Annotated in this window: 20 protein-coding genes, 5 tRNA genes and 2 pseudogenes; 15 read left to right on the forward strand and 12 right to left on the reverse strand. The window is 69.6% G+C overall.

Translation table 11 applies throughout. From position 1 onward, the window contains the following. Positions 1 to 50: 50 nt before the first annotated feature. A complete protein-coding gene (locus ACFY3L_RS33915; RefSeq protein WP_389333445.1) occupies positions 51 to 575 on the reverse strand; it encodes an AAA family ATPase in 525 nt (174 codons plus the stop codon). A gap of 114 nt (positions 576 to 689) precedes the next feature. On the opposite strand from ACFY3L_RS33915, the gene ACFY3L_RS33920 reads away from it, so the two are divergent. The 10 genes from ACFY3L_RS33920 to ACFY3L_RS33965 all read left to right on the forward strand — a co-directional run bounded on the left by ACFY3L_RS33920 (position 690) and on the right by ACFY3L_RS33965 (position 12,317). Then, positions 690 to 1,067, forward strand: coding sequence for a hypothetical protein (locus ACFY3L_RS33920; RefSeq protein ID WP_389333448.1), 378 nt, complete (start codon positions 690 to 692; stop codon positions 1,065 to 1,067). A gap of 299 nt (positions 1,068 to 1,366) precedes the next feature. After that, positions 1,367 to 2,377 carry a LacI family DNA-binding transcriptional regulator gene (locus ACFY3L_RS33925; RefSeq protein WP_389333450.1) on the forward strand — a complete coding sequence of 337 codons (1,011 nt, stop codon included), beginning with the start codon at positions 1,367 to 1,369 and terminating at the stop codon, positions 2,375 to 2,377. Between the two features lie 218 nt (positions 2,378 to 2,595). Beyond that, entirely contained in the window at positions 2,596 to 3,411 is an 816-nt protein-coding gene (locus ACFY3L_RS33930) for an exodeoxyribonuclease III (RefSeq protein WP_389333453.1), read from the forward strand. Positions 3,412 to 3,899: 488 nt separating this feature from the next. Further along, the gene (locus ACFY3L_RS33935; protein ID WP_389333456.1) at positions 3,900 to 4,901 is read left to right on the forward strand and encodes an ABC transporter permease; all 1,002 of its coding nucleotides are present in this window, start codon (positions 3,900 to 3,902) and stop codon (positions 4,899 to 4,901) included. Between the two features lie 214 nt (positions 4,902 to 5,115). Beyond that, positions 5,116 to 6,837 carry an ABC transporter substrate-binding protein gene (locus tag ACFY3L_RS33940; RefSeq protein WP_389333459.1) on the forward strand — a complete coding sequence of 574 codons (1,722 nt, stop codon included), beginning with the start codon at positions 5,116 to 5,118 and terminating at the stop codon, positions 6,835 to 6,837. Between the two features lie 133 nt (positions 6,838 to 6,970). Beyond that, entirely contained in the window at positions 6,971 to 7,972 is a 1,002-nt protein-coding gene (locus ACFY3L_RS33945) for an ABC transporter permease (protein WP_389333462.1), read from the forward strand. Between the two features lie 52 nt (positions 7,973 to 8,024). After that, a complete protein-coding gene (locus ACFY3L_RS33950) occupies positions 8,025 to 9,101 on the forward strand; it encodes an ABC transporter ATP-binding protein (RefSeq protein ID WP_389333465.1) in 1,077 nt (358 codons plus the stop codon). An 11-nt stretch (positions 9,102 to 9,112) separates the two neighbouring features. Beyond that, positions 9,113 to 10,243 (forward strand): ABC transporter ATP-binding protein, encoded by a 1,131-nt coding sequence (locus ACFY3L_RS33955; protein ID WP_389333468.1) that lies wholly within the window; start codon positions 9,113 to 9,115, stop codon positions 10,241 to 10,243. 62 nt (positions 10,244 to 10,305) lie between these two features. Then, positions 10,306 to 10,551: a hypothetical protein gene (locus tag ACFY3L_RS33960; protein ID WP_389333471.1), complete on the forward strand. Its 246-nt coding sequence runs from the start codon at positions 10,306 to 10,308 to the stop codon at positions 10,549 to 10,551. Between the two features lie 89 nt (positions 10,552 to 10,640). Continuing rightward, positions 10,641 to 12,317, forward strand: a complete 1,677-nt coding sequence (locus tag ACFY3L_RS33965) for a S8 family serine peptidase (protein ID WP_389333474.1) — start codon at positions 10,641 to 10,643, stop codon at positions 12,315 to 12,317. Positions 12,318 to 12,349: 32 nt separating this feature from the next. Here the strand turns inward: ACFY3L_RS33965 and ACFY3L_RS33970 are convergent, their stop codons facing one another. Then, complete coding sequence (locus ACFY3L_RS33970) at positions 12,350 to 12,742, reverse strand: response regulator (RefSeq protein ID WP_389333477.1); 393 nt, start codon at positions 12,740 to 12,742, stop codon at positions 12,350 to 12,352. A gap of 23 nt (positions 12,743 to 12,765) precedes the next feature. Here ACFY3L_RS33970 and mgrA point away from each other — a divergent pair, with 23 nt between their 5' ends. Beyond that, positions 12,766 to 13,758 (forward strand): L-glyceraldehyde 3-phosphate reductase, encoded by a 993-nt coding sequence (gene mgrA / locus ACFY3L_RS33975; RefSeq protein ID WP_389333480.1) that lies wholly within the window; start codon positions 12,766 to 12,768, stop codon positions 13,756 to 13,758. Between the two features lie 14 nt (positions 13,759 to 13,772). Here the strand turns inward: mgrA and ACFY3L_RS33980 are convergent, their stop codons facing one another. After that, positions 13,773 to 14,276 carry a hypothetical protein gene (locus tag ACFY3L_RS33980; protein ID WP_389333483.1) on the reverse strand — a complete coding sequence of 168 codons (504 nt, stop codon included), beginning with the start codon at positions 14,274 to 14,276 and terminating at the stop codon, positions 13,773 to 13,775. A 134-nt stretch (positions 14,277 to 14,410) separates the two neighbouring features. Between ACFY3L_RS33980 and ACFY3L_RS33985 the strand changes: the two are divergent. Beyond that, a pseudogene (locus ACFY3L_RS33985) lies at positions 14,411 to 15,667 on the forward strand (MFS transporter); the annotation flags it as partial. A gap of 213 nt (positions 15,668 to 15,880) precedes the next feature. Here the strand turns inward: ACFY3L_RS33985 and ACFY3L_RS33990 are convergent. Next, positions 15,881 to 16,742: pseudogene (locus ACFY3L_RS33990) on the reverse strand (IS5 family transposase). 2,204 nt (positions 16,743 to 18,946) lie between these two features. Here ACFY3L_RS33990 and ACFY3L_RS33995 point away from each other — a divergent pair. From ACFY3L_RS33995 to ACFY3L_RS34005, 3 genes are all read left to right on the forward strand, one after another. Beyond that, complete coding sequence (locus tag ACFY3L_RS33995) at positions 18,947 to 21,661, forward strand: hypothetical protein (RefSeq protein ID WP_389333486.1); 2,715 nt, start codon at positions 18,947 to 18,949, stop codon at positions 21,659 to 21,661. A gap of 127 nt (positions 21,662 to 21,788) precedes the next feature. Beyond that, positions 21,789 to 22,670: a glycosyltransferase family 2 protein gene (locus ACFY3L_RS34000; protein WP_389333489.1), complete on the forward strand. Its 882-nt coding sequence runs from the start codon at positions 21,789 to 21,791 to the stop codon at positions 22,668 to 22,670. A gap of 70 nt (positions 22,671 to 22,740) precedes the next feature. After that, positions 22,741 to 22,899 (forward strand): hypothetical protein, encoded by a 159-nt coding sequence (locus ACFY3L_RS34005; protein ID WP_389333492.1) that lies wholly within the window; start codon positions 22,741 to 22,743, stop codon positions 22,897 to 22,899. On the opposite strand, the gene ACFY3L_RS34010 is transcribed toward ACFY3L_RS34005, so the two are convergent. The 8 genes from ACFY3L_RS34010 to ACFY3L_RS34045 all read right to left on the reverse strand — a co-directional run bounded on the left by ACFY3L_RS34010 (position 22,865) and on the right by ACFY3L_RS34045 (position 25,331). Further along, positions 22,865 to 22,950 (reverse strand) — tRNA-Ser (locus ACFY3L_RS34010). The genes ACFY3L_RS34005 and ACFY3L_RS34010 overlap by 35 nt on opposite strands. A 12-nt stretch (positions 22,951 to 22,962) precedes the next feature. After that, positions 22,963 to 23,037: transfer RNA gene (locus ACFY3L_RS34015), tRNA-Arg, on the reverse strand. 11 nt (positions 23,038 to 23,048) lie between these two features. Then, a tRNA-Ser gene (locus tag ACFY3L_RS34020) sits at positions 23,049 to 23,134 on the reverse strand. Between the two features lie 4 nt (positions 23,135 to 23,138). Next, a tRNA-Leu gene (locus ACFY3L_RS34025) sits at positions 23,139 to 23,211 on the reverse strand. A 22-nt stretch (positions 23,212 to 23,233) separates the two neighbouring features. Then, positions 23,234 to 23,306 (reverse strand) — tRNA-Ala (locus ACFY3L_RS34030). A gap of 52 nt (positions 23,307 to 23,358) precedes the next feature. After that, positions 23,359 to 23,802: an HNH endonuclease gene (locus tag ACFY3L_RS34035; protein WP_389333495.1), complete on the reverse strand. Its 444-nt coding sequence runs from the start codon at positions 23,800 to 23,802 to the stop codon at positions 23,359 to 23,361. Between the two features lie 425 nt (positions 23,803 to 24,227). Further along, complete coding sequence (locus ACFY3L_RS34040; protein WP_389333498.1) at positions 24,228 to 24,848, reverse strand: hypothetical protein; 621 nt, start codon at positions 24,846 to 24,848, stop codon at positions 24,228 to 24,230. Positions 24,849 to 24,917: 69 nt separating this feature from the next. After that, positions 24,918 to 25,331, reverse strand: coding sequence for a response regulator (locus tag ACFY3L_RS34045; protein ID WP_389333501.1), 414 nt, complete (start codon positions 25,329 to 25,331; stop codon positions 24,918 to 24,920). Positions 25,332 to 25,457 lie beyond the last annotated feature (126 nt).

Genomic DNA, 25,457 nt, shown 5'->3' on the forward strand with positions numbered 1-25,457 from the left:
TTCTCGAAAGGGCCGGTCAGGCGCGTCTGACCGGCGCTTCGAACGGCCGGTCAGTTGCGCCAGGCGGCGATGATCGCCGCCGCGTCGTCGGCGACCTCGTCGGCCTCCAGCTCATCGGTGTCCAGGACGGCGTCGGCGCGGGCGCGCAGGTCGCGGCGGGCGGTGAGGTAGGCGCCGAGCTGGTCCAGGCGCCACGCCTGCGGGCCGCCGTCGTCATCCTGCTCGACGCGGTCGATGAGCACCGGCGCGGACACGTCGAGCAGCAGGTGGCGCACCTCGTGGCCGCGGGCCCGCAGCCCGTCGAAGACCTCGGCGAGCACCGGGGCGCGGACCACGGTCATGGGCACGATGAGCGGGTCGGCGCCGCGGGTCTGCCACGCGGCGGCGGTGACCGTGGCCGAACGCCAGACCGGGAGGTCCTGGTAGTCGCCGGGCTTGAGCCGCCCGACGGTGCGCTTGAGGACCCAGCCGATGCGTTCCGGATCGAACGCGCGGGCCTTCGGGTCCCGGCGGCACAGCTCCTTCGTGAGGGTCGTCTTGCCGACGCCGAAGGGCCCATTGATCCAGACGATCACCTGTCAAGCCTTTCATGCACCGGCGCCGGTGAACCAGGAACGCCGCGCCGGGCTGCCAGGTTCTTCGCAGCGGGCGTCGAGCCGGATGGAAGGCCCGGGCGGGATAAATGAGGCATGAACATCTCGACCCTCCCCCAGCGCTCCGCATCCGGCCTCGCCCACGTCACCGTGCTGCTCGTCGCGGGCGGCGCGAGGTTCACGGACCTGACCCGTTATCTCCCCCACGACTGGACGGTGCTGCGCCGTACCCCCGACGAGCCGGTCCTGCGGGACCCGGACATCGTGGTGCTCGACGACCCCGGCCCGAGGGCGGTGACCGCCGAGTGCCTGCGGCACCCGTCGTCGGCGATCGTGGTGGTGCTGAGCCCGTACAGCGACCACCAGGAGGTCGTCGACGTGCTCGAAGCGGGCGCGGACGCGTGTGTGCGTTCGAACACCACTGCCGTCATCGCGGCGCATGTCGAAGCCTGCCGGCGGCGTCAGGCGGCATAGGGGATTTGGCGTTTCCGACAACATATCCCAGAGAGCGCTTTCATGGGGTTTTACGATTGACAATGCGCTAGTCATGGGCCACTCTGAATCGTGTCTTGAGAGCGCTCTCAGGCCGATTGGCGGCCAGGGTGACCAGCCGATCGTCCAGGCGAATCGTGATCAGGGTGTAACCGGTGTGAGGGTGCGACGGGCGGCGGAGCGGCATGCTTCGTCGCCCGTCCTTTTTCTGCGCCATACCATCGGGCGACTTCAGTCATGATGGGTCCGGCAGACAGATATGGGGGAAAGCGCAGATGGTGATGTCGGGGCGGGATCGGCCCACGCTGGAGAACGTCGCGCAACGTGCCGGAGTCTCGCGGGCCACCGCCTCCCGCGTGGTCAACGGCTCGACCTCCGTCGCGCCGCACATCCGCGACAAGGTGCTCAACGCGGTCGACGCCCTCGGGTACGTGCCCAACCAGGCGGCCCGCAGCCTGGTGACCCAGCGGACCGACTCGATCGCCCTCGTCGCCTCGGAGACGACCAGCCGGGTGTTCTCCGACGACCCCTTCTTCGCCGCCGTCATCCGCGGCGTCAGCCTGGAGCTGGAGGCCGCCGACAAGCAGCTCGTGCTGATGATGGTCGGGCCGTCCGGCCCCAGTCACGACCGGGTCGAGCGCTATGCGACCGGTGGCCACGTCGACGGCGCGATCATCTTCTCCATGCACGGCGCGGACCCGCTGCCGGAGCGGCTCAGCCGCGCGGGCGTGCCGGTGGTCTGCAACGGCCGGCTGCTCACCCAGTCGCAGGTGCCCTACGTCGACGTCGACAACGAGGACGCGGCCCGCGCCGCGGTGCACCACCTGCTCGACACCGGCCGCCGCCGGATCGCGACGATCGCCGGCCCGCAGGACATGAGCGCCGGCATCGACCGGCTCAAGGGCTACCGGTCCGCGATGCAGGACGCCAGCCGGCGCTCGATCGTCGCGGTCGGCGACTTCACCCGGCAGTCCGGTGCGCTCGCCATGAGCCAGCTGCTCGCCGACGACCCGCAGCTCGACGCCGTCTTCGCCGCGTCCGACGCGATGGCCGAGGGCGCGCTGCGCGCGCTGCGGCAGAACGGCCGCCGGGTGCCCGACGACGTGGCGGTCGTCGGGTTCGACGACATGGAGTTCGCCCGCGACACCGAGCCGCCGCTGACCACCGTCCGGCAGCCGATCACCGACATCGGGCGCACCGTCGCCCGGCAGGTGCTCCGGATGGCAGCCGGCGAGCAGATCGAGCCGGTGCTGCTGCTGCCGACCGAGCTCATCAAGCGCGAATCAGCTTGAGTGTGCCGCTTGCGGCGCATTGGAGGGGTCCGGGGGTGAGAATCCCCCCGGCGGGACCCGCCGCTTGCGGTGGGGCAGCCAGGAAGAGCTTGCATGTGCCGCTCGCGGCACATTGGGGGGGTCCGGGGGTGAGAATCCCCCCGGCGGGACCCGCCGCTTGCGGTGGGGCAGCTAGGAAGAGCCTGACGAGTTCATTGATTTAGGGCATTGTGGGACGGGTGAGACTCGCGACCTGGAACGTCAACTCGGTCAAGGCCCGGCTCCCCCGCCTGCTCGACTGGCTCGAGACCACCGGGCCCGACGTGCTCTGCCTGCAGGAGACGAAGGTCGGCGCGGACGGCTTCCCGGCCGAGGAGGTCGCCGCGCTCGGCTACGCCGTCGCCGCGCACGGCGAGGGGCGGTGGAACGGGGTGGCCCTGCTGTCGCGGGTCGGCCTCGACGACGTGGTGCGGGGCTTCGAGGGCGACCCCGGCTGGGGCGGCGAGCCGACCGGCGAGGAAGGGCTGTTCGAATCGCCCCGCATCGAGGCCCGGGCCATCTCCGCGACCTGCGGCGGCGTGCGGGTCTGGTCGGTGTACGTGCCGAACGGCCGCACCCCCGAGTCGGCGCACTACACGTACAAGCTGCGCTGGCTCGACGTGCTGCGCTCCCACATGGTGGACGAGCTGGCCCGGACGGACCGGCTCGTGGTGTGCGGGGACTTCAACGTCGCGCCGACCGACGCCGACGTCTTCAACCCCGCCGCGTTCGTCGGATCCACGCACGTGACAGCGCCCGAGCGGGAGGCGCTGGCCGCACTGCTCGCCGCCGGCCTGCGCGACGTGGTGCCCACGCCGATGAAGGGGCCGAACCCGTTCACATACTGGGACTACCGCGCCGGCATGTTCCATCAGGACAAAGGCATGCGGATCGACCTCTTCTACGCGAGTCCGGCGGTCGCGGCGGCCGTCAAGGCCGCTACTGTCGACCGCGAGGCACGTAAGGGCAAGGGTCCGTCGGACCACGCGCCGATCGTGGTGGACATCGATCTTTAACTACACTCCGTGACCAGTGACACCTGGCCGGACGGTACTGTTAAAAGTGAAACGATCAAGTAGAGTGATGGCTGGCCCACGGCCTCCTTTTGTGCGTGCTCCGGCCAAAGCGGAGCGTGATCACACCGTTACGATGAGCTGGTAATTCGCCCGATTCGGGGGTGTATGATCCATAAGTCTTTGTGCTTGGATCACGCCCTCATCACGGCCCGGCGTGGACTTGGTTACAGGACGGGGGGTGACCCTTGACGATCGGCCGAACGGGAGACAGGGTTCCTCCAACGGAGGCGACACACCAAGTCGGCTTCGTGCACGCTCTGCCCGTGGACCGAACCTGCGGATAGGGCACCAGGAGTCCACGAAGACACAGCCGATCGGCTGCTGACTGCCACGGGCCCCGGTCTGGCCGACGCGCGGTTCCATGCGACGGTCATCGCTGGCGGTTGCGCAAGGCGGGGCAAGCGGCCGGGGAGAGGGGCGCCACGCCCATGACTATGGGACCCGTCACGTCCAAGAGCGACGAGCAGGTGCCGAGTGTCGAAGAGGCGACCAGTACGCCGTCCGGCGTCCCGGCCAAGGCCATCGAGGGTCGGTCGCTCGGTCAGATCGCCTGGACCCGTCTGAAGCGTGACAAGCTCGCGCTGACCGGTGCGAGCGTCATCGTGTTCCTCGTGCTCGTCGCGATCTTCGCGCCGCTGATCAACAAGGTGTGGGGACACCCGATCAACGAGTACCACCAGGACAAGATCAACCCCAACCTCGGCGGCATCCCCGAGCCCGGCACGTGGGGCGGCATCAGCAAGGAGTTCCTGCTGGGCGTCCAGCCGGTCACCGGCCGGGACATGTTCTCGCAGATCATCTACGGTGCGCGGGTCTCACTGCTGGTCGCATTGTCCGCCACGGTCGTCGCGGTGATCCTCGGCGTCGTGCTCGGCATCTGCGCCGGCTACTTCGGCGGGTTCATCGACAGCGCGGTCAGCCGCCTGATGGACCTGATCCTGGCGTTCCCCTACCTGCTGTTCTCGATCGCGCTGATCTCCGTCGTGCCGGTCACGACCGCCTGGCGCATCGCGGTGGTCGTCGGCGTCATCTCGTTCTTCAGCTGGCCGTACATCGGCCGCATCGTCCGCGGGCAGACCCTCTCCCTGCGGGAACGGGAGTTCGTCGAGGCCGCCCGCAGCGTCGGCGCCGGGCCGACCCGGATCCTCTTCCGCGAGCTGCTGCCGAACCTGGTCGCGCCGATCCTCGTCTACTCGACGCTCGTCATCCCGACCAACATCGTCTTCGAGGCGTCGCTGTCCTTCCTCGGCGTCGGCGTGCTGCCCCCCACTCCCTCGTGGGGCCGCCTGCTCTCCGATGCGGTGAACTACTACACCTACGACCCGGTGTACATGTTCGTGCCGGGCCTGGCGATCTTCATCATGGTCCTCGCCTTCAACCTGTTCGGCGACGGCCTGCGGGACGCGCTCGACCCCAAGGCCAACCGGTAACCCGTACCAGCGCTGCCACCTGCGTACCGACACCGCCACCCCGCGCCCGGACCGGATTCCGCACCTGGGATCCGTCCGTGCCGCCCCGATCTCCGCTCGCACAGCAGCACAGCTCGGACGGCCCGTCCCTCGGCGGGTCGTGCCAAACAAGGAGGGAAACCTAGTGAGAATGAGGACAGGGGCATTGGTGGCCGGTTCGGCTGCTGTCGCCCTGGTGTTGTCCGCCTGTGGGTCGGGCGGCGACGACAAGACGCCCAGCACGGGCTCCAGCACCTCGGGTGTGTCCGGCTTCAACGCCGCTACCAAGGGCGTCATCAACCCTTCCGACAAGAAGGGCGGCACGCTCAAGCTCGTCAACCACTCCGACCCGGACTCGTTCGACCCGGTCCGGGCGTACTACGCCTGGGTCTGGAACTTCCAGAAGGGTTACTACGTCCGGACCCTCCTCACCAACGCGTCCAAGCCGGGCGAGGACGGCCTGAAGCTCGAGCCGGACCTGGCCGAGAAGCTGCCGGAGATCACCGACAGCGGCAAGACGTACACCTTCAAGATCCGTGACGGCGTCAAGTTCGAGGACGGCTCGCCGATCACCTCGAAGGACATCAAGTACGGCATCGAGCGCGTCTTCGCGCAGGACGTGCTGTCCGGCGGCCCGACCTACCTCGTCGACGTGCTCGACCAGGGCCAGAAGTACCCCGGCCCGTACAAGGACACCGACGCCGACAAGCTGGGCCTGAAGTCCGTCGAGACCCCGGACGACAAGACCATCGTCTTCAAGCTGAAGGAGCCGCTGTCGGACTTCAGCTACCTGCTCGCCATGCCCGGCGCCGGCCCGGTCCAGAAGGCCAAGGACACCGGCGACAAGTACGGTGACAAGCCCGTCTCGACCGGCCCGTACAAGTTCCAGTCGTACGAGCCCGGCAAGAAGGCCGTCCTGGTCCGCAACGACCAGTGGGACGCCAAGACCGACGTCATCCGCAAGGCGCTGCCGGACCAGATCGACCTCACCATCGGCACGGCCGTCGAGGAGATCGACAACCAGCTGCTGAGCGGCGACGTCGACATCGACACCGCGCAGACCGGTGTCCAGCAGGGTGCGCAGCCGAAGATCCTGCTCGACCCGGCCAAGAAGGCCAACGCGGACACGCCGACCACCGGCTTCATCCGCTACTTCTCGATCAGCACCAAGGTCCCGCCGTTCGACAACATCCACTGCCGTAAGGCCGTGCAGTACGCGACCGACAAGGTCACGATGCAGACCGCTCGCGGTGGTGCCGAGGCCGGTGGCGACATCGCCATCAACATGCTCCCGCCGAACATCGCGGGTCACGACCCGGCGATGGACCTGTACAACACCAAGTCGGGCAAGCCGCAGATCGACAAGGCCAAGGAAGAGCTGGCCGCGTGTGGCAAGCCGAACGGCTTCGACACCGTCATCGCCACCCGTAACGCCGGCAAGGAGCCGAAGACGGCTGAGGCGCTGCAGGCCGCGCTGAAGAACGTCGGCATCAACGCCCGCCTCGACCCGACCGACGCCTCGCTGTACTTCCGCTCGACCATCGGCGCGCCGTCCAACGTGCACGCCAAGGGCTACGGCCTGATGATGGCCGGCTGGGGCGCGGACTTCCCGACCGCCTACGGCTTCCTGTCGATCCTGGTCGACGGCCGTACGATCTCCGCGTCGGGTAACAACAACTACGCCGAGCTCAACAACCCCGAGGTCAACAAGCTGATCGACGAGGCCAAGGCCGCGACCGACCCGAAGGCCGCCGCGGACATCTGGTCCAAGATCAACAAGATCGTCATGGAGGAGGCCGTCATGGTTCCCTTCGTGTACGACAAGGCCCTGAACTACCGCAACCCCCGCCTGACGAACGTCTTCGTCACGGAGTACTACGGCATGTACGACTTCAGCAGCCTGGGCGTCTCCAGCTGACGAGGTCGTCCTGACCGAGCAATGCCAGTAAGCCGGTAACCCGCCCTTCCGAGGAAAAGAAGGCAGGTGAAGGCCACGGCGCCGGCCGGTGAGACGGGAACCCCGTCGAGCCGGCCGGCGTCAGGCCGCACACGTGATCAACTACATCCTGCGCCGCCTGGTCACAGCCGTCGTGCTGCTCGTGGCCGTCTCGGCCGTCACCTTCCTGATCTTCTTCGCGATCCCGAAGGCCGCCGGAGCTGATCCCGCCGAGATGTACGTCGGTAAGTCGGCGACCCCGCGCGACGTCGAGGCGACCCGGATCAAGCTCGGCCTGGACAAGCCGATCTACATCCAGTACGGGCGCTTCCTGAAGGGCATCGTCGCCGGCCGCGACTACAACAACGGCCCGACCGTCACCCACTGCTCCGCCCCGTGCTTCGGCTACTCCTTCCGCACCGACCGCGAGGTGTGGCCGCTGCTGATCGACCGGCTCCCCGTCACCATCTCCCTCGCCATCGGGGCCGCCGTCATCTGGCTGCTCTTCGGCGTCGCCGGTGGCGTCATTTCCGCACTGAGACGCGGCTCGATCGCGGACCGCACAGCGATGATCATCGCGCTCGCCGGCGTCTCACTGCCCATCTACTTCACCGGTCTGGTCGCCCAGCAGCTCTTCGTCCATACCTGGCCGATCTTCCAGGGCGGCGAGTACATCAACTTCAAGGACGACCCGTTCGGCTGGGCCAACAAGCTCTTCCTGGCCTGGGTCACCCTCGCCCTGCTCTTCGCCGCCCAGTACACCCGCCTCACCCGCGCCCAGATGCTCGAGACGATGAGCGAGGACTACGTCCGCACCGCCCGGGCCAAGGGCCTCAAGGAGCGGGTCGTGGTCGGCAAGCACGCGATGCGCTCCGTGCTCACCCCCATCGTCACGATCTTCGGTCTGGACCTCGGTGGCCTCCTCGGCGGCGCGATCCTCACCGAGAGCGTCTTCAGCCTCCCGGGCATCGGCCGGCTCAGCATCGACGCCGTCAACGTCAAGGACCTGCCGATCATCCTCGGCGTGACGCTCTTCGGCGCGTTCTTCATCGTCATGGCCAACCTGGTCGTGGACCTGCTCTACGCCGTGATCGACCCGCGGGTTCGGCTCTCGTGACGCTGCCGCAGCCCCGATCCGCTCGACCCGGCACCCCTGGAAAGGAGTGAGCATGTCCACCAGTCTGCTCAAGGACGGCGACCCGACCCCCGTCGGCGCCGGCTCGTCGCCACAGTCCTTCCTCGACGTGCGTGACCTGCGGATCCACTTCAAGACCGACGACGGCATCGTGAGGGCCGTCGACGGCCTCACGTTCCAGCTGGAGCGCGGCGAGACCCTCGGCATCGTGGGCGAGTCCGGCTCCGGCAAGAGCGTCACCAGCCTCGGCATCCTCGGCCTGCACCGGCGGGGCTCGGCGAAGATCTCCGGCGAGGTCTGGCTCGACGGCGAGGAGCTCATCGGCGCCTCGCCCGAGCGGGTCCGCGCGCTGCGCGGCGCCAAGATGTCGATGATCTTCCAGGACCCGCTGACCGCGATGCACCCGTACTACACGGTGGGCAAGCAGATCATCGAGGCCTACCGGGTGCACCACAAGGTCGGCAAGGCCGAGGCGAAGCGCCGGGCCGTCGAGATGCTCGACCGGGTCGGCATCCCCCAGCCGCAGAAGCGCGTCGACGACTACCCGCACCAGTTCTCCGGCGGTATGCGGCAGCGCGCGATGATCGCGATGTCGCTGGTCAACAACCCGCAGCTGCTCATCGCCGACGAGCCGACCACCGCCCTGGACGTGACGGTGCAGGCGCAGATCCTGGACCTGATCCGCGACCTGCAGGCCGAGTTCAACTCCGCGGTCATCATCATCACCCACGACCTCGGTGTGGTCGCCGAGCTCGCCGACGACATCCTGGTCATGTACGGCGGCAAGTGCGTCGAGCACGCCACCGCACAGACCATCTTCCGGCGGCCGGAGCACCCGTACGCCTGGGGTCTGCTGTCCTCCATGCCGCGTGTCGACCGGGAGGTGCGCGACCGGCTGGTCCCGATCAAGGGCAACCCGCCGTCGCTGATCAACCTGCCGAGCGGCTGCTCGTTCCACCCGCGCTGCCCCTACGTCGAGCGCAACGGCATCCCTTGCAAGACGGTCGAACCGACGCTGGCGGAAGGCACGATCGACCACGGGGTCTCGTGCCACATCCCGACCGCGGAACGGCTGGCCATCTTCAAGTCGGACATCGCCCCATCCCTCTGAGGAGCACGACAGTGTCGACGAGCACCCAACCCCAGCCGGCCGCTGCTCCGCAGCGGGGCGGCGAGAACCTCCTCGAGGTCCGAGGCGTCGAGAAGCACTTCCCGATCCTTCGGGGCGCCTTCTTCAAGCGCAAGGTCGGCGCCGTGCGCGCCGTCGACGGCATCGACCTCGCCGTCAAGAGCGGTGAGACGCTCGGCCTGGTCGGCGAGTCCGGCTGCGGCAAGTCCACCACCGGCCGGCTCATGACCCGGCTGCTGGAGCCGACCGGCGGCAAGGTCATCCTGGAGGGGCGCGACATCTCGCACCTCGGCGTCTCCCAGATGCGCCCCCTGCGCCGGGAGATCCAGATGATCTTCCAGGACCCGTACTCGTCGCTGAACCCGCGGCACACCGTCGGCTCGATCGTCGGCGCCCCGCTGCAGGTGCAGAACATCAAGACGCCGCACGGGCAGAAGCGTGAGGTCCAGCGCCTGCTGGAGCTGGTCGGGCTCAACCCCGAGCACTACAACCGCTACCCGCACGAGTTCTCCGGCGGCCAGCGGCAGCGCATCGGCATCGCCCGGGCGCTCGCCCTGCAGCCGAAGCTCATCATCGCCGACGAGCCGGTCTCCGCCCTGGACGTGTCGATCCAGGCGCAGGTCGTCAACCTGCTCGACGACCTGCAGCGCGAGTTCAACCTGACCTACGTGTTCATCGCGCACGACCTGTCCGTGGTCAAGCACATCTCGGACCGGGTCGCCGTCATGTACCTGGGGAAGGTCGTCGAGGTCGGCCCGCGGGACGGCCTGTACGGCACGCCCCTGCACCCGTACACCTTCGCGCTGCTGTCGGCGGTGCCGGTGCCCGACCCCGACCGCCGCGACAAGGCGCAGCGGGAGCGGGTCCTGCTCACCGGCGACGTGCCCAGCCCGATCGACCCGCCGTCCGGCTGCCGCTTCCGGACCCGGTGCTGGAAGGCGCAGGACGTCTGCGCCCAGGAGGAGCCGCCGCTGCGCGAGCTGCTGCCGGGGCAGACGGTCGCCTGCCACTTCCCGATCACCGACGAGGAGCGCTCCGCCAAGGGCGCGCAGGCGGCCCGGGCCGCCGCCGCGGAGATCCCGGTGGCCGCCTCGACGGATCCGTTCGCGGAGCCGATCGCATAATCGGATCAAATGCGTCGGGGAGCTGCCAGTGGTGGCTCCCCGGCGTTGTTACGGTCGGCTGCATGAACGCCGCCGAAAGCATTCGCCTGGCCCGGCTGGAACGTCAGGTCGCATTTCTCTACCGTCATTTCGGGCTCGACCCGGCGCTCGCCGACGCCTTCCCGGCCGCGGACGGGATGCCGCCTGAGTTCGTGGCCGCGCTGCGCCGCCACGACCACATCACCGCGATCAAGCTCTACCGTCAGGCGACCGGCACCAGCCTTGCGGACGCAAAGGAAACAGTGGAGCGAATCGCCCGCGCCATCTGAAGATCTTGAGGCGAACGCCTTCCGCAGAGCAATGTTTTTCGATCTCATATCTCCATTCCCTCGAATCGGGAGGACATGTGGGATTCAAGATGAGGTTCACGGGCGCCGCGGTCATCACCGCGGCGTTGACCGTGAGCACGGCAGGCTTGTCTGCCCCGGCCAGCGCCGAGGCCGCCGCCAACACGGAGTACACCGTGGTGGCCGCGGACAACGTTTCCACCAGTGACGCGACCGCCGCCATCACCAAGGCCGGCGGCAAGGTCGTCGCCACCAACGACACGGTGGGGATGTTCACGGTCCTGGCACCGCAGAGCGGTTTCGTCGAGAAGGCGGCGGCCTCCTCGAAGCTCGTCGGCGCCGCGCACCGCACCGCCATCGGCAAGGCTCCCAAGAAGCCCGCCTCCGTGGAGAAGGAGGCCCTGGCCGCGGCCGCGAAGAAGGCCGGTGGCAAGAAGCCCGCCACCGCCGGTATGGACCCTCTCGACGACAAGCTGTGGGGTCTGAAGACCGTCAAGTCGGACCTGGCCCGCAAGGTCAACGCCGGCGACAAGCGCGTCACCGTCGGCGTCCTGGACACCGGCGTCGACGCGTCGCAGCCCGACATCGCCCCGAACTTCAACTGGGCGCTGTCGAAGAACTTCGCGCCGGACAAGGTCGACATCGACGGTCCGTGTGAGGTCGCGAGCTGCCTCGACCCGGTCGGCACCGACGACGGCGGCCACGGCACGCACGTCGCCGGCACGATCGGCGCCGCGGCCAACGGCTTCGGCATCTCCGGTGTCGCGCCGAACGTGTCGATCGTCGAGCTCAAGGGCGGCCAGGACTCGGGGTACTTCTTCCTCGAGCCCGTCGTCAACGCGCTCGTCCACGCCGGTCAGAACGGCCTCGACGTGGTCAACATGTCGTTCTACGTCGACCCGTGGCTGTTCAACTGCACGGCCAACCCGGCGGACTCCCCCGCCGCGCAGGCCGAGCAGCGCACCATCATCCGGGGCATGTTCCGGGCCCTGACGTACGCCCACTTCAAGGGCGTCACGCTCGTCGGCGCGCTCGGCAACAACCACGACGACAAGGGCAAGCCGCGCACCGACGTCTCCAGCCCGGACTACCCGGCGGACGCCGCGTACGACCGGCCCATCGACAACAGCTCCTGCTGGGACCTGCCCGTCGAGGGACCGTTCGTCATCGGCGTCTCCTCGCTCGGACCGTCGCTGAAGAAGTCGGACTTCTCCGACTACGGTGTGGAGCGCATCGGCGTCTCCGCGCCCGGTGGCTGGTTCCGTGACGGCTTCGGCACTGACACCTACCGCACCAACGAGAACATGATCCTCTCCACGTACCCGAAGAAGGTGCTGCAGGAGGAGGGCACGGTCGACGCCGACGGCAACGTCCTGCCGGAGGCCGAGGGCCTGGTCTACAAGGAGTGCACCGCGGCCGGGAAGTGCGGCTACTACACCTGGCTGCAGGGCACCTCGATGGCCTCCCCGCACGCGGCTGGCGTCGCGGCGCTGATCGTGAGCGCGCACGGCGCCAAGCACGGCAAGGACTTCGGTCTCGAGCCGTGGAAGGTCGAGTACATCCTGTACAGCACAGCCGCCGAGCACGCCTGCCCGGAGCCGCGCCTGCAGACGTACACCCAGGAAGGCCGCTCCGAGGAGTTCAACGCGCTCTGCGAGGGTGGCACGGAGTTCAACGGCTTCTACGGCTTCGGCATCGTCGACGCGTACAAGGCCGTGACCGCCAAGGCCTGGTGGGAGCACCGCTAGTAGGTCCGGTTGACCGTCCTGGTGGCGCGCGTCTATGTGTCGCGTGCCACCAGGCGGCCGCCGAGCAGGGCGTCGGCCTTGCTGACCAGGACGCTCGGGCGGACCGGTTTCGTCAGGTACTCCGTGGCGCCGACCAGCATCGCCTCCTCGCGGCCCCGCATCCGCCCGTACGCGCTGAGCATGAGGATCGGCAGCTTCGCCGTCGCCGGGTCGGCCCGCAGCGTCTTGCACAGGTCCAGGCCCGAGATGTTGGGCATCCACACGTCGGTGACCAGCAGGTCGAACCGGCGCTCCTTCAGCGCCGCCAGGGCCTCCCCGCCGCTGGTGACGGCGACGACGGCCGCTCCGGCGGACTCGAGCGCCATGGTGAACAGGTCACGGATGTCCGGATCGTCCTCGGCCACCAGTACCGTCGCAGCCTCCATCACCCCAGCTTAAGATCCTCTGCGTGGCGTATGAGGCGGCTTCGGGCCGATACCAGGACATGCAGTACCGGCGCAGCGGCCGGAGCGGGCTGAAGCTGCCGGCGATCTCGCTCGGGCTGTGGCACAACTTCGGGCACGCCCGCCCGTACGAGACCCAGCAGGCGATCGTGCGTCGCGCCTTCGACCTCGGGGTCACCCACTTCGACCTGGCCAACAACTACGGGCCACCGCCGGGCTCCGCGGAGACGAACTTCGGCCGCATCCTCGCCGAGGACCTCCGGCCCTACCGGGACGAGCTGATCATCTCCACCAAGGCCGGCTACGACATGTGGGACGGCCCCTACGGCGAGTGGGGCTCACGCAAGTACCTGACGGCGTCGCTGGACCAGTCGCTGCGGCGGATGGGCCTGGAGTACGTCGACATCTTCTACTCCCACCGGCCGGACCCCGACACCCCGCTCGAGGAGACGATGGGCGCGCTGGACCGGGCCGTGCGGGCCGGCAAGGCGCTCTACGTGGGCATCTCCAACTACACGCCGGAGCAGACCGCTGAGGCGGCTTCCATTCTGCGCTCGCTCGGCACGCCGCTGCTGATCCACCAGCCGCGGTACTCGATGTTCGACCGCTGGATCGAAGAATCGCTGCTCGACGTGCTCGCCGCCGAGGGCGCCGGGTGCATCCCGTTCTCGCCGCTCGCGCAGGGATTGCTGACGGATCGGTACCTTTCCGGCATTCCGGCTGACTCGCGGGTGCGGACCAGCCGCTTCCTCAACGAGAGCGACCTCAGCGACGGCCGGCTCTCGGTCATCCGGGCGCTGGACGAGGTGGCCCGCGGGCGCGGCCAGAGCCTCGCGCAGCTCGCCCTGGCGTGGGCGCTGCGGGACCCGCGGGTCACCTCGCTGATCATCGGGGCGAGCTCGGTGGCGCAGCTGGAGCAGAACCTGGGGGCGTTGTCGGCTCCGGCGCTGTCCTCGGACGAGCTCGCCCGTATCGACGCTGTCCTGGCCGCCGTTTAGCAGCTTCGCTGCTTCTAGCTCAGCAGACCGTTGAGCGTCGTGATCACCGGCTGGAGGGCGGCGGGCACCGCGCCGTCCTTCGCCTGGACCTCCTTGCCGCCATAGGTGATGGTGTACGTGTAGCCGTCGGCGACGTTCGTGCTGCCGGCGGCGGTGGGCAGCTTGGAGAAGCCGACCTGCTCGAGCGCGCCCTTGAGCGCGGTCAGCTCGGCCGGGGTGAGCTTGCCTTCCTTGGTGCCGGCCTTGGTGGTCAGCGTCCAGCCGCCGTCCGGGCGCACGACCAGGCGGTCGCTGGTGCCGGCGAGACCGCCCTGACGGGTGAAGATCAGCAGCGCGTCGGCGGTGTTCTGGCTGGCGCCGGTGCTGGGGCCGGCGCTCGTCCCGGTGCTCGCCGGTGCCGCGGCACTGGTGGCCGGCGCGCCGCTGGCGCCTCCTGTCGCGTCCTTGGCATCGTCCGCGCAGCCCGTGAGGGCCAGCGCGAGCAGGGCGGTGACGGCGATCGGGGTCCTCGACTTCATCGAAGGTGTCTCCATCTCTCTTGGACTGCGAGGTCGCAGCTCGGGTTCCCCGTGACGTGTTCTTCGTTACCTTCTGTGTGCTCGGGGCGGTAACTCGCTCGTTTCTTGTCATACCCCCACGACATGATTGCCCCATGCGCCTCGACCCGTACCGTCACGTCCTTGCCCTTCCAGGGGTGCGGTCGCTCATGGTGCTGGCGCTGCTCGCCCGAATCCCGATCACCGCCATCGGCGTCACGATGACGCTGCACGTGGCGCAGGACCTCCACCGCGGCTGGGGCGCCGCCGGTCTGGTCGGCGCCGCCCTCACCGTCGGCACCGCGATCGGCGGCCCGCTCAACGGCCGCTTCGTCGATCGTAAGGGTCTGCGCCCGATGCTGGTCGTCACCACCGTGTGCGAGGCCGTCTTCTGGGTGGTGGCGCCGTCGCTGTCCTTTCCCGCGCTGCTGGTCGGCGCCTTCGTCGCCGGCGTGTTCTCCCTGCCCGTGTTCTCCGTGGTCCGCCAGTCGCTGGCCGCGCTCGTCCCCGCCGACCAGCGCCGCCAGGCCTATGCGCTGGACTCGATGTCGGTCGAGCTGTCGTTCATGGCCGGGCCGCCGCTCGCCGTGCTGCTCATGAGCAGCCTCTCCGGCCGCGTCACCATGTGGTCGATCGGCGGCTGCCTCGTGCTCGCCGGCCTGGCCCTCTTCGTGACCGACCCGCCGGTCCGCGCCCCCGACGACGAGGACTCCCCCGCGGGCGCCACCGCCGCCGCGCCGCGCCGCCGCGACTGGCTCACGCCCCGCTTCATCGCGGTCTGCGCCGCCGCGGCCGCCACGACGATGGTCCTGGCCGGCACCGATCTCGGCATCGTCGCCATGCTCCGCGAGGCGGGCAAGGTCCAGCTCATCGGCGGCCTCCTCGCCGCGTGGGGCGTCTATTCGCTGATCGGCGGCTTCGTGTATGGCGCGCTGACGCGTGCGGTGCCGCTGGTCGCCCTCATCGGCGGGCTGAGCCTCTTCACCATCCCCATCGGCCTGGTCGGCGACCGCTGGTGGCTGCTCACCGTCGCCCTCCTGCCGGCCGGCGCCCTCTGCGCCCCCACCCTCAGCGCCAGCGCCGACCTCGTGAGCCGCATCGTCCCCTCCGCCGCCCGCGGCGAGGCCATGGGCTGGCACGGCTCCTCCCTGACGGTCGGCCTGGCCGTCGGCTCCCCCTTGGCCGGCTGGGCCATCGACCGCGGCTCCCCGGGCTGGGGCTTCGCCGCGGTCGGCACCGTCGGCCTCCTCATCACCGCCGTCCTGCTCACCTTGCGCCACGGCCGCACCCCGCTGCCCCCGCCGCCATTCGAGACCGCGGCCGATCCGGAGCCGTCGACCTCCACGCCGTCCACCTTGACCCCCGCCACCGCAACTCCGGCAGCCGCCGCTCCGGCAGTCACCTCCGCTCCAGCGGCCACCCCGGCCACCCCGGCCACCGCGGCTCCGGCGGCTACTCCCGCTCGGACTGCCGCCGCGACTCCACTGGCCGCCGCGACTCCAGCCGCCGCCGGGGCTCCAGCTGCTGCCGCCACAGCCGCTTCCGCAGGTGGCCCTGCGGTGTCCCACTAGGTCCTGTCTCGCGGATCATGGTGTCGGGAACCGCCCGTAGCCAGTCGAGCATCTCGACCAGGTCGAGGGTGGCTTGCCAACTTTGTCGTAGCGGCTGGCCAGCCCGCGCCAGTGTTTGCGCCGGTTGAAGCCACGTTCGACCTGGTTGCGGCGGCGAAAGGCGGCACGGTCGAAGTTCGGTGGCCGGCCGCCGGCCCGGCCGCGTCGCTTCCGGTTGGCGATCTGATCGTTGGGTTCGGGCATGACCGTGGTGATGTCCCGTGAACGCAGCAACTCGCGGTTGGCTCGGGAGGAGTAGGCATTGTCAGCGGTCACCGAGTCCGGACGTTCGCGTGCCCGTCCCCGCCGGCCGGGCCGCTGGACCGACACCTGGTCCCGCAGCGGCTCCAGCTGACGGTGTCCGCCGCCTGGCCAGGGGTGATCCGGGTGGCCAAGGATCGGCCCCGTCCGTCGGACAGGGTGTGGACCTTGGTGGTCAGCCCGCCACGGGACCGGCCGATCCCTTGGCGTGCCTGTGACTCGCCGGCGTTGAGCCCCCTTTACGGACACCGGCCGCATGCTGATGCACCCGCACGACGGTGGAGTCGACCTGAGCGTCCCAGTCGATGTCGCCGTCCGTGTCGGCAAGGGCGACGACCCGTGCTTTCAGCATCGCCCAGGTGCCGTCGGCGGCCCACCGCCGGAACCGCTGGTACGGCGTCTACCACGGCCCGTACCGCTCCGGCAGGTCACGCCACGGCGACCCGGCCCGCTTCACCCAGCAGATCGCATTGATCGCCTGACGGTGATCCCGCCACCGGCCACCACGAACGGGCTGCGCCGGCAACAGCGGTCCTAGCACAGCCCACTCGTCATTACTCAGATCGCCTCGCGCCACACAGCTACAACGAACCAACCCCATGATCCGCGAGACAGGACCTAGCGCGACGGCTCGGGCCGCAGATTCGGCAAGGCTCTACTTTCCTGCTGATCCGAACAACTCCACCGACTCCGCCACCGTTCCGGTAACCAGCCCTACTCCCACAGCAACCACAGCACCACACCAGCCCGACAACTCCAGCCAGCACGCGGCCTCCCACAAGCACCACCGCCCCAGCAGCCGGGATCCGGTCCGAACAGCTGCACCACCGCCGCTGTCACCGGCAACGAGACCTGCTCCCCAACAATCGCTCCGCAGGAACCACCGCATCGCACCAGCCCAACAGCACCGGTCACCGAACCGAAAACTCCACCGCTCCGGGCAGCACTCCACTCCGCTCCACTCCAGCACCACCGTCCCGACCACCGTCACCGATCCGAACAGCTCCCCCGCTCTCGGCCCCTGCTCCCGCGCTGCCCGGCTCAAGCCGCCGCCAGCGTTTTCCATGGCACCGCGGCCGGCGTCCGGGTGACCGGTGGGCCGGTGGGCCAGTGGGCCAGTGGGCCAGGGCAGTGATCGAAGTCGTGTGGTGGCTGTTCGGGTGGCCGTTTCGCGACTTGGATCTTCAGGCGTGTCACCGTCGATGGCTGGGCATCGAGTCTTCGCGGCGTTTGTCCGGCTCGCGTGCCGGGTGGGTGGGTGGGTGGGTGGTGTAGCTTCTCGTGATCCCGAACGGTTGCGGTGGTCGGCACTGCCGGAATCGCCCAGGATCATGAGCGACCTCCCCGCCGCCGGCGTCCGGGTGACCGGTGGGCCGGTGGGCCGGTGGGCCGGTGGGCCGGTGGGCCGGGGTGGTGATCGAAGTCGTGTGGTGGCTGTTCGGGTGGCCGGTTCGCGACTTGGATCTCCGGAGAGGCCGGCTGCGGTGTCGTTCCGGGTGCCGGCGGTGCTGCGTTCCGTCCGGTTTGTGACGAACGGGGTCTCGGTCGTCGTGGCAGCGTCCAAGGCTTACTGGACTGCAGATGGCGGGAGAGGCCGGGGGTGGAGGGCGTCCGTTCGGGGGTTGGGGCGTTGAGTGTTGTGGCGATCCGGGGGCGGCGGGAAGGTGTGGATCGTTGGAGTTTGGGGCGAATTGGACGGAAGGGCGGTCCGTTAAATCTTTGTGTTGGCACGTTTCGGGCGTGGTTCGCGGGATGGATCACCGAGCGTGCCTCCGGGAGGAGAGGCGCGACCGGCCGGGAGCCAGGTGTCGGCGAGGGCTGCGAACCGCAGGGGCCGGTACCAGGCAGGAGGCGGCCGGGATTGTCCGGAAGGGGACCGTTTCGAGGGGCGGAGGCACTGGGAATCGAACGGAGCGGGTGGCGGCGAAACCGCGTAAGGCCCCCTTTCGCCAGAGGGGGGAATGGGGTGCGGCGGTCGATGGGTGTACGGCCGGCGACGCGTGGGCGAACGGGGCGTTGCGGCCGGTCAGGCGGGTGGGCCGGGCGAGGCCGTGCAGGTTGCAAGGTGCGGTTCGCGGGGGCGTTACAGCACGGCGGAAGATGGGACCAGGAAGGGGGCATGGGATCGGCAGGCGTCGCTGCGTGAATACGATTCGGGGCGGCTTCGAGATCGACAGAGGAGGACGACGTGGACTTCGTCACCCGGCGAGATGTGGTCGCGGGGCTGGACGGGAGGAGTAATGGCTGGTCAGAGTGGGTGGGGGGCGTCAAGTCGGGTGGGTTGACCGGCTGTGGCACACAGGACGGAAGCCCGATCTACGGGTATCCAGGAGTGGGGCCGATCGATGGACCCTGCCTGGATCGACCGATAGGAGAGGTTTTGCTGGCAGTGAGAACAGCGACGGAGGCGATCACCGCAAGGACTGCGGCGGTCACGGACCGTATTCGTCGCGGTGGGACCGCCGGCACGGGCAACTCTCCAGAAAATTCGTCATCAATCGGGGTGAATCCGGCCAAATCAGCCCTGCTGTTGGGCATATCCACCGGGTCCGGCGACAAACAGGATGGTTGCGTCCGTCACTCAGCGCGGTACGATCCGCCAGAGCCGCCATGCGGTCATCGGTGTGGAACCCCCTCCGCATCGCACCGCTCGTGGCACACCCGACGGAGGGCGATCTTGACTATCTGCTGCCCGCTTGCAGCAAGCGCGCCGGACGATCAGGCTGCGATGCGCACTTCGGCATGGTCATCCGCCGGGTCAGCAGATCGTGTGAGGTTCGCATGAGCACGGCGATGCAGGTACGGCTGCGGCACTGGCCCGGCATGAAGGTCTCCTGGCTCGGCGCGGGTGCCGTCGTCCACTCCGGCGACGAGCCCAGCCCGGGCGCGGCGGCGCTGGTTGTTTCGCCACACGGCTCCACCGAGTGTGCGGTGGTCATCAGCTCGCACACCGTCAAGCTGCAGCCCGCGATGGTCGAGGAGCTGGCCGAGGTCCTGGCCAACGGGCTTCCCCGCGGGTTCACGGCGATGCGGTTCGTCGCGTGGGACGGCGCGTGCGCCACCAACGAGCGGCCGGCCGCGGCGCACATGATCGCGATGCGGCTCGGGATCGACGTCATCGCGGCGGCGGGGCCGCTGCTGGGCGTGCCGGGCGGGTCGCTGTTCGCGCCGATCGGGCGTGGTGAGCACCGCCCGGGCGGGTTCTGGCGGTTCCGGGCGGGCGCGCAGCCGCAGCGGGTCGGCTGGCGGTTCCCGGCGCCGCACTGGGAGCAGGACCTCGGTGAGGTGCCTGAGCTGCCCGGCGACCTGGTGCTCGACCAGATCCCGGCCGGCCTGTGGCTGCACCGCCGCCGGGTCGGCAGCGTCACGGACCTCGCCTACTCGGTGCCGACGGACCACTCGCACCCGGCGATGATCCTGTCGCACCCGAGCGAGGAGCCGCTGCACCGCGACGAGCTCATGCAGGCCGTCTCCGTCATTCCGGCGCTCGCCGCCGATCGGTGTGTGTTCACGCCGTACGGGCAGCGCCCGCTCCTCGACGGTCCCGTCGGGCCGGTCGTCGCCGACGTGCTGGGCCGCGCCGTGCACGTGCGCACCGGGCTGCCGCTGTGCGCGCCCGCCGGGCAGCGCGCGGTCGTCACGATCGACCAGAAGGGCCTCCCCCGCTGGCGGACGTTCGCCCGGGAGCTGTGGCACGCGCCGCGCACCGGCGCGCCGCGGCCGGTCGACTGGGTCAACCCGTGCCCCGACGTGCTCGACACGCCGGCCGGTGCGGCCACGTTCACGCTCGGCGGCGGCTGGGTCCTGGAGGTCATCCAGGCCGGCCTGTGGATCCGCCCCGAGCACCTGACCGACCCCGCGGACTGGATCCGCGGACTGCCGGTCGACGTCAACCGTTGCGCGATCATCGTGGGCGCCCCGCACGCCGCGGAGCTGCCGCCCCCTGGTCACACCATGGCCGATGTACTGGAGAAGCTTCCGGTCGACGCGCGCAAGCGGGCCTATCTGGCCGTGCCGCGCGGGGCCGCGCCAAACGTGTTCATCCTCGCGACCGCGCTGCGGGACTCGCTGCCGGAGCCCGGTGAGGTCGAGCTCGTCGCCCCGCCGGCGACGACCGGCTCGTTCCCGGCGGTCGGGTCGACGGGTTCGTTCCCCGCGGCGGCGCCCAGCGGGCACCGGGCCGACGGACCGTTCCTGGTCAACGGCCGGCCGGCCAACGGGCACCCGTCCGGCGCGCACCCGACGGTGTCGCGCCCGGCACACGCCTCGTTCGACAGTGACGGCCCGCAGGACCCGTGGCGTACGGTCTACGACCCCCAGCGCACGAGTTCCTTCGAGCCGCTCACCAGCACCGACCGCCGCGAGCCGCGCACGGGTGGCTTCGCGCCGGCCGAGCCGACCAGCGGGTCGTTCGCCCCGGTCGAGCCGCGGTCGGGGTCGTTCCCGCCGGTGGAGCCGCGGACCACGTCGTTCGCCGTCCCCCGTAACGGAGCGGACCCGCGCACTGGAGCGGACCTCCGTAACGGAGCGGACCTCCGCAACGGGGTCGATCCGCGCAACGGTGCCGACCCCCGGACCGGTGCGGATCTGCGGAACGGTGCGGACCTCCGTACCGGAGCGGAACTGCGCAACGGCAGCGACCACCGCAACGGGGTGGACCACCGCAACGGCGCCGACCCGCGCAGCGGGCACGAGCAGCGGACCGGGGCGTTCGCGCCGGTCGAGCCGCCGACGGCGCCGTTCGCGCCGCTGAGCCCGAACGGCACCAACGGCCAGCACGCCCCCGGCGGCTTCGCGCCGCAGCAGCCCGGCCAGCCGCAGCACATGGGTCAGCACATGGGCCAGCCGCAGCACCCGGGCCCGCAGCACCCCGGTCAGACGCGCCCCGGCCAGCCCCGCCCCGGTCAGCAGTACCCGGGCCAGCAGGGTCGCGGTCCCGGCTTCGGCAACGGGCGGGGTGAGAGCACCACGGCGTTCCCCGCGGCCGCGCCCGAGGCCTACCGCGGCACGCCCGAGCCGCCGCGCAACGGCACCCACCCGGAGCTGAACGTGGCGCCGCCGCGGACGTACCACCGCGAGCAGCAGCCGTACGACACGCCGGGCTACGACGCGGGACGGCCGGTCAGCGACGGGTACCGCTTCGACGCCCCGAACTACGACGAGCACCACTTCGACCTGCCGACGCCGCCCGGGCAGCGCGCGCCGGTCCAGCGGATGCCCGCGCACGACGAGGCCGAGGACTCGACCGGCGGCGGCGAGGACACGTCGTCGATCCGGACGGGCCGGGAGATCCGCTCGCACGGCAAGAAGGCGAAGACCACCCGCGCGGACGACAAGACCAGCACGCAGGAGCTCGACCGCCTGCTCGGGTTCTTCGACGAGATCCGCCGCGCGAAGGCGTGGGACGAGGACTCGCCGGACTCGGCGTCGGAAGAGGTGACGGCGCGCCGCGCGGCCGCCGGCCAGCCTCCCGCCGGCCCCAGGCGCGCCCGCTAGGAAACACAGCGCACCCGCTGGAAGAACACAGCGCGCCCGGCAGGAAGCGACGCGACACGGCCCGGTCTCGGAAGAGGCCGGGCCGCTGCGTTTCACCGCCGGACGGGGGCCGACTAGGATCGGCCGGGTGCTCGACATCATGCTGCCGCACTACGGCGACGTGGAGCTGCTGAAGCTCGCCGTCAACAGCGTCATCGCACAGACCGACGACCGGTGGCAGCTGACCGTCCTGGACGACAGCACCACCGAAGGCATCCCCGAGTGGTTCGCCACGCTGGGGCACGAGCGCGTCACGTACCGGCGAAACACCACGAACCTGGGCGTCACCGGCAACTTCCAGCAGTGCGTCGACCTCGCCACCGAGCCGTTCATGGTCATCATGGGCTGTGACGACGTGATGCTGCCCAACTACGTCGCGTCGGTGCACGCGCTCGTCGACGCGCATCCGGATGCGGTACTGATCCAGCCCGGCGTCGAGGTGATCGACGCGCGCGGCGAGGTGGTGCGGACGCTCGCCGACTCGACGAAGCGCCGGGTGTACGCGCCGAAGATCGACGGCACGGTGGTCATGTCGGGCGAGGAGCTCGCGGTGAGCCTGTTGCGCGGCAACTGGCTGTACTTCCCGTCGCTGTGCTGGCGCACCTCGGAGGTGCAGGCGGTCGGCTTCGACCAGTCGCTGAAGGTGATCCAGGACCTCGCGCTCATCCTCGAGCTGGTGACCCGGGGCGGCACGCTCGTCGCGACGGACGTGGTGTCGTTCCGGTACCGGCGGCACGGCTCCAGCCTGTCGTCGTCGTCCGCGGTGACGGGCGGCCGGTTCAGCGAGGCCCGGGAGTTCTTCCTCGCCGCGGCGGCCCGGATGGACGCGCACGGGTGGCGCCGGGCGGCCAAAGCGGCCCGGTGGCGCTTGTCGTCGCGGATCCACGCGCTGACGATGGTGCCGGCGGCCGCGAAGCAGCGCAGCGGCAGCAGCGTCGGCGTCCTGACGAAGTACGCACTCGGTCGCTGATCCATGTAGACATCGCGGGTCCAGCTTCGTCGTATCCAGTGCAAGGCCGGACACGACGAAGGAGACAGCGATGATCCACACCAACCACCTGCTGTGGCAGGCGAGCACGATGACCGAGGACCGGCAGCGCGAGGCGGAGCGGCAGCTGGCCCGCGCCGCGGCCCGGTGGCACCGCCGCCTGTGGGGCGCGAGAGCGGAGAGGGTGGGAGTCGAACCCACACGGGCGTGAACCCAACGCCGTTTTCGAGACGGGTGCCGGCACCAATCGGCTGGCCTCTCCAGTGCTGTGACGTGCCCTCGGAGGGATTCGAACCCCCGGCCTCTTCGTTCGTAGCGAAGTGCTCTCGTTCCGCTGAGCTACAAGGGCATGGTGGTGCGCGGAAAGTGAGGGGATCGAACCCCCGCGGGGTCGTCCCCCGTCGACGGCTTAGCAAGCCGCAGCCTTACCTCTCGGCCAACTCTCCTCAGTACCCGGAAGAGGATTCGAACCTCCAACCTCCTGACCCTGAATCAGGCGCCTCTACCGTTGGGCCACCCGGGCACGGGTGTGTTGCGATGGTGCGTGGACCCGACCGGACTCGAACCGGTCGCCTCCGCTGTGCAAGAGCGGCGCTCTTCCTGATGAGCTACGAGCCCTGGGAGCCCTGGGCCCGGCGGGGAGGTAGCAGGGCCCCGCCGGGCCCCAGGGTCAGCGCTGGGCGAGTGCGTGCCAGGTCGGAACCGACGGCTGGAGTCGCAGCATCATGCCCGCTTCGGCGGGAGTGCGGTCGCCCTTGCGCTGGTTGCAGGCCATGCAGGCCGCAACGGTGTTCTTCCAGGTGTTCCGCCCGCCCCGGGACCGGGGCAGGATGTGGTCGATGGTGGTGGCGTCCTTGCCGCAGTAGCCGCACCGGCGGCCGTCACGGGCGTGGACACCGGCGCGGGACCACGCGGGCCCGCCGCCGAAGCGCCAGCGCGTGACGACGTAGGACACGAGCCGGACGACCTTCGGCATCGGGTAGATCCCGATGAGCCGGTCGGGCTCGGACTCGTGCACCACGGCAACCTCACGCAGCAGCATGCGCACCGCATGGCGGAGGGTGACCCGGTGCAGGGGTCCGAGGTCGGCGTTGAGAACGAGAACCGCGGTCACCGGGCCTCCCTTCGCTTGTCATTTCCCAACTGTTACCAAACGATCTTGCGTGCCGTGAGCGGGACTCGAACCCGCACTGATCCCATTTTGAGCGGGACGCCTCTACCGATTGGGCTACCCCGGCGAATTGTATTTCGGGCACAAAAAAGCCGCCCATTGTCGGGGCGGCGAAAGAGGAGGGCAAACCCTATCCTCGCCACCGTCCGGGCAGGAGCAGACTGGCCGACAGGCCGCTGAGCAGCATATTGTGCCGGGCTCGGGACACGCCGGATCGACCGCGTGACGCCGACAACTCGATGCGCTCTGCCATTTGCGGTGTCCCTTCCCGGTCCCGTTGGATCTTGGCGTGTGGCTCGTTGACGTATTCAAAGATACGACCCTGGCGCCGCCGCGGCAACCATTTAATCGGCGGCGCCGGAATCCGCTCAGGCGGCCGCGGTGTAGTGCGCGAGGTACAGGTCCATCTCGTCGGTGGACTCGTCGCCCTCGTTGACGCTGAACCACAGCGAGTTCTCCAGCCAGAACCGGTGGATGAACTGCTCGAAGCCGTCGGCGGCGCGGACCATGTTGGCGACGAGGGCGTCGGGGTCGACCTCCTCGAGGCCGACGATCTCCAGCAGCCACGGCGACGCGATCACGAACGGCTCGGCGCCGGGCCGCAGGTACAGGTACCAGATGACCGCGTCCTGCTGGTCGCGCAGGAACCGCACGAGCTGCGCCGAGGGCTCGACCGGGCTCGGGACGGGGCGTGGCGCCAGGTCGAAGTCGCAGCCGGTGCACGACGGGATGGCGTCCATGAGGACCTGGCTGCTCATGAACCGCTTGAACGCGGCCGGCAGCTCGACGTGCGTGGCGAGGGCGGCGACGTCCATGGCCCGCAGCGGGTCGTGCGGCGCGTCCGGGACCAGCCAGCTGAACGTGCCGTCGAAGCGTGACTGGTCCACCGCCGGCAGGCTCTCCGTCGGGTACAGCTCGTAGGTCCCCATGCTCGCCCGGGCGCTGCCCAGGTCAGTGCCCCACCAGCCGCGCGGAAAGTCGATCGTCATGTGTCGCACGGTACGACGACGGGTGGTGTTCTTCCGTCGTCTATCGGACCAAGACGAGCGCGTTTCAGGTCACGAATTGTTCGCGGTCTCCAGGGTCGGGACCTGCGGCAGGACCCCGAGGTAGCTGAGCTTTTCGATGATCGCCTCCGCGGTGAAGGGTTTGATGACGTACTCGTGGGCGCCGGCGGCCAGTGCGCGCACGATCTGCCCGTGCTCGCTCTCGGTCGTCACCATCATCAGGGTCATCTGGCGCAGGTGCTTCTGCTTGCGGACCGCCATCACGAACTCGAGGCCGTTCATCTCCGGCATGTTCCAGTCGATCAGGGCGAGCCCGGGTTGCAGGTCGTGGTCCCAGATCTGGTCGAGGGCGTCCTTGCCGTTGGTGGCCTCACGGACCTCGAAGCCGAGCGGCAGCAGGATCCGTTTGAGGATGCCCCGCATGGCACGCGAGTCGTCGATGACCATGGCGAGCTTCGTGTCCATTCAGACTCCGGCAGGTTGGTAGGTGGTGGTCTCGTACGGGTCCTTGGTCGTGTCGATCTTCGTGTGGAAGAGCGGGTCGGCGGCGAGGATGGCGCGGCGGACGTCGAGGAGTTCGGTGACGCGCTG

This window comes from Dactylosporangium sp. NPDC000521 (assembly GCF_042898305.1).
Lineage (GTDB): Bacteria > Actinomycetota > Actinomycetes > Mycobacteriales > Micromonosporaceae > Dactylosporangium.